We start from the raw sequence: 13,346 nt of genomic DNA on the forward strand, positions 1-13,346 counted from the left end.
TGATGACGGAGACATCAGCCAGAACGCCCGGTGTCTACGTCAGCCTCGACGATCTGATCGCGCTCGAATTCAGGGATCGCAGGGTTTCGTTCCTGCCGCGCCAGCCGGTGCATAGTCTGCTGTCGGGCCGGTTCGCCTCGCGCATGCGCGGCCGCGGGCTGAACTTCGAGGAGATCAGGGACTATCGCCCGGGCGACGATGTCCGCGAGATCGACTGGAAGGTCACGGCGCGGCTGCAGAAGCCGCATGTGCGCGTCTTCAACGAGGAGCGCGACCGTCAGGCTCTGCTCGTGGTCGATCAGCGGCTGTCGATGTTCTTCGGCAGCCGGCGCGCCATGAAGTCGGTCACCGCGGCCGAGACCGCCGCGATCGGCGCCTGGCGTGTGCTCGGCGTCGGCGACCGGATCGGCGCGATCGTCTTCAATGACAGCGATGTCGTCGAGCTGGCGGCGCGGCGCAGTCGCGCGACGGTGTTGCAGATATTGTCCACCATCGTCGCGCAGAACCAGGCGCTCGGCGTCGGCCGAGGCATCGTTCCGGCGTCAGGCATGCTCAACCGGGCGCTCGAACATGCCGAGCGGCGGACGATGCATGACGCAACCGTGATCCTGATCAGCGATTTCGATGGCGCCGATAGCGCGACGCGCCGGATGATCGGGGCGATCGCCCGGCATAACAACGTGGTCGCGGTGCTGGTCCACGATCCCTTGCAAAGCGATTTGCCGGCCTCGAGCCGGATGACCGTCACCGATGGCGAGCTGCAGATTCAGCTCGAAGTCGGCCGCGAGAGCGTCCGCAAGAGTATCGCGCAGGCGTCGCAGGAGCGGCTGCGCGGCGTATTCGCGTGGACGCGCGAGCTTGGCATTCCGGTGCTGCCGCTGAGCACAGCCGAGGAAACGGCGCCGCAAATCCGGCGTCTCCTGGGCGGGCTGCCGGCCCGGCACGGACGCGGTGGCGGTCACGCCCGAGCGGAGGCGGCTCTTGGCTGATCCCCAACCCGTCATTGTGGATCCCGTCGCGGGCCTGATCGACATCCCGCTGCCACCGTCGGTGGGCCTGCTTCCGGCGACATGGGCGTCGCGGATCGTGATCGTGCTGGTTGCCGCAGGGGTCGCCGTCGCGGCGTGGCGCCTGCTGCGACATTTCCGCGCCAACCGCTATCGGCGCGCGGCGCTCGCGGAGCTTGACCGGCTGCTGCAGACACAAGGCGGCGTCCCTGAGGGAATGGCCGCGAGCCTCGCGCTGCTGGTGCGGCAGACCGCGCTCGATGCCTTTCCGCGTGAAACCATTGCGCCACTTGCCGGCGCGGGCTGGCTTGCGTTCCTCGACCGCAGCTATGGCGGGGACGAATTCTCGCACGGCGCGGGACGGCTGGTCGCGACCGCGCCGTACGGGCGGACGACGGCGGATGCCGGCGATCTAACGGCGCTGCAGGATCTGGTGCGGCGCTGGATCAGGGGGCACCATGTTTGAGTTCGCATGGCCCTGGATGCTCGCGCTCCTGCCGCTGCCGATCCTCGTGTGGTGGCTGTTGCCGCCGTATCGCGCGCGGCAGGCGTCCGTGATGGTGCCGTTCTTCGACCGCCTTGCGGCGGCAACCGGACAGACCCCGCAGCGCGGCGCCGTCGTGCTGCAGCGGCGGCGCATCCAGATGGTGACGGCCGCATTGATCTGGGCGCTCATTGTCGCGGCGCTGGCGCGGCCGCAATGGGTCGGCGATCCCGTCACGCGCGAGGTTTCGGCGCGCGATCTCATGCTCGCGATCGACATCTCCGGCTCGATGGACCAGCGCGATTTCCGCGGCAGCGACGGCGCGGTGCTGACGCGGCTCGACGGCGTCAAGCGTGTGGTCGCGGATTTCATCGCGCGGCGGCACGGCGACCGCGTCGCGCTGGTGCTGTTCGGCACCAGGGCCTATGTGCAGGTGCCGTTCACGCAGGATCTGCAGACCGCGACCGCGCTGCTGGCGCAGACCGAGGTCGGCTTGGCCGGACAGCAGACCGCGATCGGCGACACCATTGGGCTTGCGATCAAGACCTTCGAGGCAAGCAAGGCGCGACAAAAGCTTCTCGTCCTGCTCACCGATGGCAACGATACGGCGAGCCGCGTCCCTCCGGAGCATGCCGCCGACATCGCGCGCCAGAACGGCCTCGTGATCGACACGATCGGCGTCGGCGATCCGGCCGCGACCGGCGAGAACCGCGTCGATCTCGGCGTCCTGCGGTCGGTCGCCGCCACGACCGGCGGCCATTTCTACCGTGCCGAGGACGGTGCGCAGTTGCAGGCGATCTACGCGGACATCGACCGTCTCGCGCCGGCCAAGCTCGATACGCTGTCATGGCGGCCGAAGCAGCCGCTGTTCCAGTGGCCGCTCGGCGCCGCCGTGGTGCTGTCGCTGCTGCTGTGGCTCGGCCTGTCGCTGGAAAGCGGGCTGGGACGAAGGGGAGCGATCGGCCATGCATGACGCGGCCGCGATTCCCTTCCATCTGCTGCGGCCGCTGTGGCTGCTCGCGCTGATTCCCGTCGCTGCCGTCTTCGCATGGGTGCGGTGGCGGCAGAGCCCGCAGGCGCAATGGGGCGGGGTGATCGCGCCGCATCTGCTCAACCATCTCATCGTGCAGCCGGGGGCGGGACGCGGCGTCAGCCCGCTTTATCTGGTCGCCGCCGCGCTGTCGCTTGGCATCGTCGCGTTGTCGGGCCCGACCTGGCGGCGTGAGCTGCCGCCCTTCGTCGAGGACAAGGCGCCGCTGATGATCGCGCTGTCGCTCGACGCAACGATGGGGCAGAGCGACGTCGCGCCGACGCGGCTCGAACGCGCCAAGCAGAAGATCAGGGATCTGCTTGCGGCGCGCGCCGGCGCGCGCACGGGGCTGATCGCCTATGCGGGCAGCGCGCATCTGGTGATGCCGCTGACCGACGATCGCGCCGTCATCGAACCCTTCCTCGCCGCGCTTGCCCCGGGCCTGATGCCGTCGCCCGGGAAGAACGCCGTCGCGGCGGTGGCGCTCGCCGCAGAAGCGCTCGCGACCGAAACCGTTCCCGGCACGATCCTGCTTGTCGCCGACGACGGTGGCGACGAAGAGGGAGCGGTTCGCCAGGCCGCCGGACGGAACGGCCTGGTCAAGCTGAGCGTCACGCCGAACAAGGGCGAAAGGTTCGCGCTCGGTTCGGACGTCGTACAGGTCAGCATCGACGACGCTGACATCGCGGCGCTCGAGCGCCGGATCGAAACCCGTTATCAGGCCGCGCAGGGTGACGCGTTCGGTACGCAATGGCGCGATGAGGGCTTTTGGCTGCTGCTGCCGATTGCACTGCTCAGCCTGCTCTGGTTCCGGCGCGGCACGACGGTGGCCTGGGTTGTCGCCTTCGTCTGTCTGTCGCACGTGTCGTCCGCGAGGGCGGAGGGGCCGCGCCGTTTTGCCGACCTGTGGCTGACGCCGGATCAGCAAGGACGCATCGCGTTCGATCGCGGTGACTATGCGACCGCGGCCAAGCGCTTCTCCGATCCGATGTGGCGCGGCATCGCCGCCTATCGTGCGTTCGACTTCCTGACGGCCGCGCAGGAATTTGCGCATGTCGATACGCTCGAGGGACGCTTCGCGCTGGGCAACGCCCAGGCGCAGAACCACGCCTATGAGAAGGCGATCGCCGCCTATGACGAGGTTCTGAAGATCGCGCCCGGCCACGTCGCGGCGAAGACCAACCGTGGCATCGTGGTGGCGGCGCTGAAGGCGAAAGAGGAGAAGCGGAAGAAGCAGGAGCAGGACGACAGCGCGCCGCCGGACGAGAAGGCCGACGAGATGCGGGTCGACCCGACCCAGAAGGGCGACAAGCGGATCGAGGTGAAGCCGACGGATCTCACCACGGCCGGCGCCGCCGAAGCCTGGATGCGCCAGGTCCAGACCACGCCGGCTGACTTCCTCAAGCTGAAATTCGCGATTCAGGACGCGGCGCGGCCGGCGGGGGCGAAGCCATGAGGCAGCCGCTCGCCGCCGCAGCCCTGATGCTCGGACTGCTGATGCCCTGCGCGGCACTCGCGCAGCAAAGCGTGCCGGAGCCGATCCTGCGGGTGACGATCGATCCGCCGCGCGTCGTGGTGGGGCAGGCGGCCACGCTGCGGATCGACGTGCTGGCGCCGAATTACATGACGGCGCCGCCCGAGCTGCCCGACTTCCAGGTCCGCAACGCCGTGACCCGTCAGTTGCGGAGCATCAACGAGAACGAGCAGCGGGACGGCGTCACCTATGCCGGCGTCCGGTTCGAATTCGCTATCCATCCACAGGAGCCGGGCAGCTACGCGATCGCCGGCCAGGCGATCACCATCAAATACGCCGCCGAGCCGCCGGCGACACGCGAGGCCACGCTCGCGCTGCCGCCGATCGCATTTGAGGCCTTCATCCCGGACGCGGCCTCCGCCCTGCAGCCGTTCCTGGCCGCGCGCAATCTGTCGATCGAGCAGACCGTCAACCGCTCGTCGGATCAGCTCAAGACCGGGGATGCCGTGACCCGGACCGTCACCATCAAGGCCGAAGGCATTCCGGCGATGCTGCTGCCGCCGGTGAAGTTCGCCGCGTTCGACGGGCTCAAGCTGTACCCCGCCCAGCCGTCGCTCCAGGACAAGACCGACGGGCGCACCGATGTGCTGTCCTCGGCCCGCACCGACAGCGGCGTCTACATGCTCGAGAAGGCCGGCGATTACGTGCTGCCGCCGATCGACCTGCGCTGGTGGAACATCGACGCGCAGCGCATCGATGTGGCGCATCTCGACCCGGTGACGCTGCACGTGGAGGCGAACCCCGCAGCCGGCGGTGCGTCGTCAATCGGCAGCTCCGGCGCACGCCGGTCATGGGGTGCGCTGCGCGATGTCATCGCCGATCACTGGAAGTCGACCGTAGCCGTGCTGCTGGCGCTTGCCGGGCTCGGCTGGCTGATGCCGCGGACGGTCCGCGCGATCGCGGCGTATCTTCGCCGGCATCGCGAAGCCTATCTACGCTCGGAAGCGTTCGCCTTCAGGGAGCTGCGGCGCGCCGCGCGCCATGGCGACGCCAAGGCGGTCTACTTCGCGCTGCTCGACTGGCTGCAGCGGTTCGAGCCGGTCGCGCCGCAGCACACGGTCGAGGCGTTCAGGGCCGTTGCCGATGATGCCGCGCTCGATGACGAGATCGGCGCGGTCGAGCGCGAGCTGTTCGCGCCGTCTGCCGGCGCGGCGCGCTGGTCACCGCGCCGTCTGCTACGCCACATCGGCGGTGCCCGGCGCAGCATACGACACGAGACGGCGCGCGCCGCAAGGCACAGGGCGCCGGGACAACTCAATCCGGTTGACGATCGTGTGCTGTCGCTCAACCGGCAGAGGAGGCCTGCGAGATGAGCCGCGATGTTGGTGCCTTTGCCGTCTCGAAGAGATTGCTGCTGATCGCGTTGATCGCCCTGCCGCTCAGCGCGCTGGCGCCGGCGCGCGCGCTGAGCCAGGTCGATCCCTTACCGTCCTGGAAAGACGGCGCGGCGAAATCGGCGATCGTCGATTTCGTCGCGCGCGTCACGACACAGGGCGGGCGAGACTTCGTGCCGCCGGCCGAGCGGATCGCGACGTTCGACAATGACGGCACGCTGTGGACCGAGCAGCCGTTCTACTTCCAGCTCGCCTTCGCGTTCGACCGCGTCAAGGCGATGGCGCCGGAGCATCCGGACTGGAAGACGCGGCAACCCTTCAAGGCGCTTATCGAGAAGGACACCAAGGCGCTGGCCGCGAGCGGCGAGAAGGGCCTCTTGCAGATCGTGATGGCGACGCATGCCGGCATGACCACCGATGCGTTCGCAAATCTGGTGCGCGACTGGCTCGCGACCGCCAGGCATCCGCGCTTCAACCGGCCGTATGACAGCCTGGTCTACCAGCCGATGCTGGAGCTACTCGCCTATCTCAGGGTCAACGGCTTCAAGACCTTTGTCGTCTCCGGCGGCGGGGTCGAATTCATGCGGCCATGGATGGAGAAGGTGTACGGCATCCCGCCGGAGCAGGTGGTCGGCTCGTCCGGCGTGGTGAAATTCCAGATCGGCGCCGACGGCAAGCCCGTCCTGATGAAAGAAGCCAAGGTCGAGTTCATCGATGACGGCCCGGGCAAGCCGGTCGGCATCAACCGGTTCATCGGCCGCCGTCCGATCTTCGCGTTCGGCAACTCCGATGGCGATCTGCAGATGCTGCAATGGACCATGGCGGGATCGGGCACGCGCTTCGCCGGCATCGTGCATCATACCGACGAGGTTCGCGAATACGCCTACGACCGGCAATCGAAGGTCGGCAAGCTCGACAAGGCGCTCGACGCAGCTGCCGCGGGCGGCTGGACCGTGGTCGACATGAAGCAGGACTGGAAGGAGATCTTTCCGCCTCTAACCGGCGCCGCGACGGAGGCGAAGCCATGAGCGGCTACGACATCTTCGCCTGGATCGTGCTCGTCATCCTGGTCGCGAGCGCGATCGGCGTGTTCTGCATCGCCGGCTGGCTGCCCGGGCACATCGCGAAATCGCGCAACCACCCCCATGCGCAGGCCGTGATGGTCGCCGGCTGGATCACCCTGATCTGCGGCTTTGCGCTGTGGCCGCTCGCGTTCATCTGGGCCTATGTCGATGTGCCGGCGCCCCGCCGGACGGGAGATGCGTGATGGGTGTCGCGATCTTCAACGTCTATCTGGCGTTGCTGTTCCTCTTGGTGCATTTCAAGATCGTGCGCTTCAACCTGTTCTGGAAGGCGTCTCCCTTCATCGTGCTGGTGCTGCTGCTGTTCGGCCTGCTGGTGCCGATGGGCTGGGGCGCGCCGCAAGGCTCGGCGCTGGTGGTGCGCAACGCGGTGTCGATCGTGCCCGACGTCGCCGGCGAGGTGACCGAGGTGCCCGTCGTCGCCAACGTGCCGCTGAAGGCCGGCGACGTTCTGTTCAAGATCGATCCGACGCCTTATGACGCACAGGTCAAGGCGATCACGGCGCAGCTCAAGCTGTCGAAGACGCGGCTGGCGCAGATGACGACGCTCTATGAGCGCGATGCGGGGCGCGGCTTCGACGTCGAGCAGCGGCAGTCCGAAGTCGATCAGCTCAGCGGCCAGCTCGAAGCCGCGCAGTGGAACAGCGACAAGACGGTGGTACGCGCGCCGGCCGACGGCTACGTCACCAACCTCGCGCTGCGCAAGGGCGCGCGGGTCGCGAACCTGCCGCTGTCGCCGGTGATGGCGTTCATCGACACTTCGAACACCATCATCGGCGTCGAGATCAACCAGATCGATGCGCGCTACGTTGCGCCCGGGCAGGAGGTCGAGGTGACCTTCAAGTTCGCGCCCGGGCAGATCTACTCGGGGAAGGTCGAAAGCGTGCTGCAGGCGGTCGCGACCGGCCAGGCCACGACCTCGGGCACCGCCGTCCTCCCGAAGGCGATCGAGGCGGTGCCGTTTGTCGTGCGCGTCAAGCTCGACGATGCCGCGTTCGCCAACCGCCTGCCGGCCGGCTCGACCGGAACGGCGGCGATCTACACCGACCATCTGAAGCCGACCCACGTCGTGCGCCGCGTGATCCTGCGGCAGCTCGCGATCGTCAATTATGTGAATCCGTTTTGAGTGATGGAGATTGTCATGAAGCCATTGATCGCCGGAGGACTTGCGCTGATGATGTCGACTGCATCGGCGTATGCCCAAACGCCGTCCAGCGATGATCTGAATCGCCGCCTGATCGAACGCCGCGCTGTCGAGGCCGTGATCTGGGGCATTCCCGCGGTCAACACCGATCTGATGCGGCAGGAGATGCTGACCAGGACGCCGGGCAAGGTGGGGCAGGTGATCTATTGGGGGCGTCCGCTTGATTGGCACAACCAGACGCTGACGCCGAATCCGGACGCGCTGTACTTCATGACGTTCTTCGACACGCGGAATGGTCCGATCGTGCTCGATCTCCCGCCTGGCGATGCGAACGGTTCATTCAACGGCAATATCGTCACGGTATGGCAGATGCCGCTCGAGGATGCCGGCCTGCTCGGCGTCGACAAGGGTGCCGGCGGCAAGTTCCTGATTCTGCCGCCGGGCTACAACGGCCCGAAGCCCGACGGCTACATCGCGCTGCAGTCCGACACGTTCGGCGGCTACATGCTTCTGCGCTCCAACCTCAAGAGCCACGGCGATGCCGACGTCCAGGCCGCGATCGCCTACGGCAAGCGCATGAAGGTCTATCCCCTGGCGCAGGCGGCCAGCCCGCCGCCGATGGTGTTCAGCGACGTGAAGGACACCGATTTCGATTCCACCATTCGCTACGACGCGGCTTTCTTCGAGCATCTGAACCGGATCGTACAGGACGAGCCGTGGATCGACCGGGATCGGGTGATGATCGATAGCCTCAAGTCGATCGGCATCGAGAAGGGAAGGCCGTTCGCTCCGTCCGAGGCGATGAAGACGGTGCTTGCTTCGGCGGCGAAGGAGGCGGGTGCCTGGCTGGCGGCGAAATACGACGCCGGCCTGCCGCCGTTCTTCTCTGAGACCAGCCGCTGGACGTTCCCGGCGCCGCCGGACGTCGTCAAGGCCTACTCCGACGGGTTCGCCGATCTGAACGCATACCCGACCGACAGCCGCGCTCTCGCTTACAGCTACGCCTATATCGGCATCAAGCGCCTGGGCGCCGGTCAGTTCTATGCGATCTCGATCCGCGACAAGGCGGGCGATGCCTTCGACGGCAGCAAGACATACCGCCTCAACGTCCCGGCCAATGTTCCGGTCGAACAATACTGGTCGGTGACCGCCTACGATCGCGCGACCCATGCCTTAATCAAGAACGTCGCTCGGGCCAGCCGGTCCTCGCAAATCCCCGACCTGAAGAAGAACCCGGATGGCTCAGTCGACATCTATATCGGGCCGGCGGCTCCGGCCGGGCAGGAGACGAACTGGCTGCCGACCGACCCCGCGCGCAAGTTCGAGCTGATGGCGCGCTTCTACGCGCCGAAGAAGGAATTTTTCGACAAGGTGTGGAAGTTGCCCGACGTGGAAAAAATCAATGCCACGGTCGGAAATGGAGCGAAGCAGTGAAGCTCAGATATCTGTTGACCGGTGTCCTTTGCCTCGCGGGCCAGAGCGCATCGCTCGCGCAATCGCCGGTGCCCGTCACGGTCGACAATTTTGCCCGTGCCGAGTCCGATCTCTATCTGGGCAATCTCGCCAAGGGGGTCGGCCTCGGAAAGCTCAACCATCGCCGCGAGCCGGCCAGCATCGACAACCAGACCGTCATCCGGCTCAACCGCGATACGCTCTATACATCAGGGGTGTTCGACCTCGACGCCGGGCCGGTGACGATCACGATGCCGGACCCTGGCAAGCGCTATATGGCACTGCAGGTGATCAGCGAGGATCATTATGTGCCCGCGGTCTATTACGGTGCCGGCAAGCGCACGCTGACGCGCGACAACGTCGGCACGCGCTACGCGGTGGTCGGAATTCGGACGCTCGTCAATCCAAACGATCCGAAGGATCTCGAACAGGTCCACGCGCTGCAGGATGCCATCAAGGTCAGCCAGAAAGGTACCGGCAAGCTCGAACTTCCGAACTGGGACCCCGCCAGCCAGAAAGCCATTCGCGAAGCGCTGCTTGCGCTCAATGATTACACCGGAGGCTTTGCGCATGCTTTCGGACCCAAGGGGCACGTCGATCCTGTCAGGCATCTGATCGGCACGGCCGCCGGCTGGGGCGGCAATCCCGACAAGGACGCCACCTATCTGAGCATCACGCCTACGAAGAATGATGGCACGACGGTCTACAAGCTGACCGTCCGCGACGTCCCTGTCGACGCGTTCTGGTCGATCAGCGTCTACAACGCCAAGGGATATTTCGAGAAGAATCCCTACGACGCCTACACGCTGAACAATATCACCGGCGCGAAGGGCCCGGACGGCTCCGTCGCGGTCCAGTTCGGCGGCTGCGACGGCAAGATCCCGAACTGCCTGCCGATCACCAAGGGCTGGAACTACACGGTCCGGCTCTACCGGCCGCGGGCGGAAATCCTGAACGGCAAATGGAAGTTTCCGGAGGCGCAGGCGGTTAACTGAAGCGCGTACGAATCCGCTACGATGCCTTGAACGAAGTGGGGAGATCAGGATGAGGATGGTCAAGAATCACAGGTGCGCCGCACTGGGCATAGCTGGCGCACTCGTACTATCGGCAGCGCCGCGCGCGGCGCTGGCCGACGCCGGCGGATTGAGCTTCTGGCTCCCCGGCGCATTCGCAAGCCTGACCGCGGCACCGGCCATGCCCGGCTGGGCGTATGAGACGATCTACATTCACCTCGACCAAAGCGCCAACGCGGGCAAGAATTTCGTGATCGGCAACCGGGTGCCCGGATCGGTCGTCGCCGGTCTCAACGCGCATGCAGACGTTCTCGTGGAAGGATTTACCTACACCTGGGCCCAGTCGGTCCTTGGCGGACAGGCGGCGGTCACCTTCCTTACTGCGCCGGGAAATGTCGGTGTCGGCGTGGACGCGACGCTGACGGGGCCCCGAGGCAATACCGTCTCGGGCGTCGCAACCGACAACCGCAACACGGTCTCCGACGTCTTCTACCAGGGCACGCTGAAATGGAATCAGGGTGTCAACAACGAGATGGTCTACATCTTCGGCAACATCCCGAGCGGGACCTATGACAGCAGCCGCCTCGCCAATCTCAGCTTCGGATTCACGGCGATCGATGTCGGCGGCGCCTATACCTATCTCAATCCGGAAACCGGTCAGGAGTTCTCGGTGCTGGCGGGCGTCACCTACAACGGAATGAACAAGGATCTGCAGTACCAGAACGGCATCGACTTCCACGTCGACTGGGGACTTTCGAAGTTCGTCGCCAAGAATGTGCATGTCGGTGTCGCCGGCTACTATTTCCAGCAGCTCACCGGAGACAGCGGTGCCGGCGCGAAGCTCGGTGATTTCAAGGGACGCGTCGCCGGCATCGGCCCGCAGGTCGGCTTCATCTTTCCGGTGGCCGACGGCTACCAGGGCTATCTGAACCTTCGTGGCTACAAGGATTTTGCCGCCGAGAATCGGCCGGAAGGGTGGACGGCCTGGGTGACGTTCCAGCTCTCGCCGGCCGCGCCGGCTGCTACACCGACCAAGCCGATCGTGCGCAAATATTAGCGGAGGCGAACGACGAGCTCGATGAGTGATGCGCGCGAGACCGGCCGGGGGCCGGTTCGTATCGGCTTCCGTACATCGATCATCACGGTGGTCATCGCCGCGGTGCTGGTGGTCGGACTGACGCTGGTCTATCTCAGCTTCAGGTGGGTCTCGTCGATCACGCAGATGGCTGCGAGTACCTTCATCGACAAGGTGGGGCAAATCGGCGCCTATCGCATCGACGCGCAGTTCAAGAATGTGCGCGACAACCTCGAGATCCTGGCGGGAATTCCGGCCATCCAGGAGGCCGACGTCGCCGACAATGTCAGGCTCTACGCCCTGCTGGCCTCGATGCTGCGCAACAATCCGCAGATCTTCAACCTCTATGTCGGCTATGAAGACGGCTCCTTCCTTGAGATGGACGTCATCGATCGCGCCAAGCCGCAATTCCGCACGGCGCTGAATGTCGCCGCGGATGCTGTCTACCGCGTCGTCGTCATTGCCGGCTCCGGGGCGGCCGCCGCGGCGCCGGTGACGCTGTTCCTGTCGGAAAACCTGACCCAGGTCGCGAAGGTGGCGGGGCCGCACAGCTACGACCCGCGGCAGCGTCCCTGGTATGTCGATGCCCTCAAGGATCGCAAGACGCTGCTCACCGGGCCTTATGTGTTCTACGCGACCGGGGAGCCCGGCTACACGCTGCGCACGCCGCTCAGGGAGGGCCGCCGCGGGGTGGTGGCCGCCGACCTGCTGCTCAATCGCCTCGAGGAGATGCTGAGCCCGGCAAAAGCTCGGAAAATCCGGGCTGGCCTTCCTGTTCAACGACGCCGACCGTATCGTCGGGCATCCCGAGATGCGCGAGCTGATGACGGAACGCAGCGACGCATTGCCCCGGATCGACGTCCTCAAGCTTCCCGGCCTGTCCGCGGCGATCCAGGTCTGGCGCACCGACGGGCTCGCCCAGCAGTTCTTCACCGATGCCGACGGACGGACCCTCGTCGCGGCCTTTCACCGCATCGAGACGGCCGGTGCGGCCAACATCCACCTCGCGGTGGTCGCCCCGCTCGACGAGTTTTTTGCCAAGATCATCTCGGAGCGGCGCGCCCTGTTCGCCGTCGCGCTCGGCTTTGTGATCGCGATGCTGCCGTTCGCGTTCTGGCTCGGCTCGCTGCTCGCCCGATCGCTGCGCGAGCTGGCGCGGCAGACCGACGAGATCCAGCGCTTTCAGCTCGCCGACCGGCCGCGGATGCAATCGGCCATCGACGAGATCGATGAACTGGGCCGCTCGGTGTTTACGATGCGCACCGTCGTACGCAACTTCTCAAGCTTCATTCCGCAGCCGATCGTCCGTCAGCTGATGCAGTCCGGAGCCTCGTTGCAGCTCGGCGGCATCAGGCGCGAGGTCACGGTTCTCTTCACCGACGTCGCCGACTTCACCGCGAAGACCGAGAAGGCGGACCCGTCGCAGGTCATGATCTTCACCTCGCGTTATTTCGCCGCGATGTCGGAGGCGATCATGAAGCACCATGGCACCATCGACAAGTTCATCGGCGATGCCGTGATGGCGCTGTGGAACGCGCCGGACGAGGATCCCGACCACGTCGTTCATGCCTGCGAGGCCGTGCTGGACTGCATTCAGCGCAATGCCGAGCTCAACCGGGCTTTCCGCAGCGAAGGCTGGCCGGCCTATGGCACGCGGTTCGGCCTGCATCTCGGCGATGCCGTGGTCGGCAATGTCGGCTCCGCCGCCCGCATGAGCTACACCGCGCTCGGCGCCACCATCAATCTGGCCTCGCGTCTCGAAGGCCTCAACAAGAACTACGGCACGCAGGTCCTGGTGAGTGCAGCCGTGAAGGCGCGTGCCGAACACAGATTCGCGTTCCGCAGCGTCGACCAGATCCGGCCGAAGGGCTTTGCCGACGCGATCACGGTCTACGAGCTGTGCGGCGAACGCGGCGATTCGGAGCTGACGTTCTGCGCGCGCTGGGAAGCCGTCTACAGTTCGATCCGGTACGCGGAGCCCGCCGCGGCGGCGCTGCGCATTGCTGATTTCCTGGTCGAGTACCCCTGGGATTGCGTCGCGCAATACCACGCTGAACGGCTGCGCAATGCGGTTCTGCAACCGTTGCTTGATCTACCCGTGCCCTGAGATGCAGGGTGAGGAATTTTGATCCGACCTCGATCTTCCAGGGCCGCTTCGGTCATCGATCGGGTCGCGCGATCGCCGATGCGA

Annotated in this window: 13 protein-coding genes; all 13 read left to right on the plus strand. The window is 66.0% G+C overall.

The features are described from left to right. Nucleotides 1-2: 2 nt before the first annotated feature. Nucleotides 3-989, plus strand: a complete 987-nt coding sequence (locus ACVIYL_RS19195; RefSeq protein WP_310881887.1) for a DUF58 domain-containing protein — start codon at nt 3-5, stop codon at nt 987-989. Further along, entirely contained in the window at nt 982-1,473 is a 492-nt protein-coding gene (locus ACVIYL_RS19200) for a DUF4381 domain-containing protein (protein ID WP_456779471.1), read from the plus strand. The genes ACVIYL_RS19195 and ACVIYL_RS19200 overlap by 8 nt, the downstream gene beginning before the upstream one ends. Beyond that, the gene (locus ACVIYL_RS19205) at nt 1,466-2,464 is read left to right on the plus strand and encodes a vWA domain-containing protein (protein WP_456779472.1); all 999 of its coding nucleotides are present in this window, start codon (nt 1,466-1,468) and stop codon (nt 2,462-2,464) included. Before ACVIYL_RS19200 ends, ACVIYL_RS19205 begins: the two co-directional genes overlap by 8 nt. Next, entirely contained in the window at nt 2,457-3,977 is a 1,521-nt protein-coding gene (locus ACVIYL_RS19210) for a VWA domain-containing protein (protein ID WP_456779473.1), read from the plus strand. The genes ACVIYL_RS19205 and ACVIYL_RS19210 overlap by 8 nt, the downstream gene beginning before the upstream one ends. Next, nucleotides 3,974-5,368: a BatD family protein gene (locus ACVIYL_RS19215; RefSeq protein WP_456779474.1), complete on the plus strand. Its 1,395-nt coding sequence runs from the start codon at nt 3,974-3,976 to the stop codon at nt 5,366-5,368. Before ACVIYL_RS19210 ends, ACVIYL_RS19215 begins: the two co-directional genes overlap by 4 nt. Then, on the plus strand, nt 5,365-6,417 hold the full coding sequence (locus ACVIYL_RS19220; protein ID WP_456779475.1) for an HAD family hydrolase: 1,053 nt from the start codon (nt 5,365-5,367) through the stop codon (nt 6,415-6,417). The genes ACVIYL_RS19215 and ACVIYL_RS19220 overlap by 4 nt, the downstream gene beginning before the upstream one ends. After that, complete coding sequence (locus ACVIYL_RS19225) at nt 6,414-6,656, plus strand: DUF3302 domain-containing protein (protein ID WP_456779476.1); 243 nt, start codon at nt 6,414-6,416, stop codon at nt 6,654-6,656. The genes ACVIYL_RS19220 and ACVIYL_RS19225 overlap by 4 nt, the downstream gene beginning before the upstream one ends. Further along, nucleotides 6,656-7,597, plus strand: a complete 942-nt coding sequence (locus ACVIYL_RS19230) for an HlyD family secretion protein (protein WP_456779477.1) — start codon at nt 6,656-6,658, stop codon at nt 7,595-7,597. The genes ACVIYL_RS19225 and ACVIYL_RS19230 overlap by 1 nt, the downstream gene beginning before the upstream one ends. Nucleotides 7,598-7,612: 15 nt before the next feature. Beyond that, nucleotides 7,613-9,049, plus strand: a complete 1,437-nt coding sequence (locus ACVIYL_RS19235; RefSeq protein WP_456779478.1) for a DUF1254 domain-containing protein — start codon at nt 7,613-7,615, stop codon at nt 9,047-9,049. Beyond that, complete coding sequence (locus tag ACVIYL_RS19240; protein ID WP_456779479.1) at nt 9,046-10,062, plus strand: DUF1254 domain-containing protein; 1,017 nt, start codon at nt 9,046-9,048, stop codon at nt 10,060-10,062. Before ACVIYL_RS19235 ends, ACVIYL_RS19240 begins: the two co-directional genes overlap by 4 nt. A 49-nt stretch (nt 10,063-10,111) precedes the next feature. Next, nucleotides 10,112-11,137 carry a SphA family protein gene (locus ACVIYL_RS19245; protein ID WP_456779480.1) on the plus strand — a complete coding sequence of 342 codons (1,026 nt, stop codon included), beginning with the start codon at nt 10,112-10,114 and terminating at the stop codon, nt 11,135-11,137. Nucleotides 11,138-11,158: 21 nt separating this feature from the next. Beyond that, a complete protein-coding gene (locus ACVIYL_RS19250) occupies nt 11,159-12,388 on the plus strand; it encodes a cache domain-containing protein (protein WP_456779481.1) in 1,230 nt (409 codons plus the stop codon). Nucleotides 12,389-12,470: 82 nt separating this feature from the next. Beyond that, complete coding sequence (locus tag ACVIYL_RS19255; protein WP_456781857.1) at nt 12,471-13,262, plus strand: adenylate/guanylate cyclase domain-containing protein; 792 nt, start codon at nt 12,471-12,473, stop codon at nt 13,260-13,262. Nucleotides 13,263-13,346: the final 84 nt, after the last annotated feature.

The sequence above is a fragment of the Bradyrhizobium sp. USDA 3315 genome, from assembly GCF_054056795.1.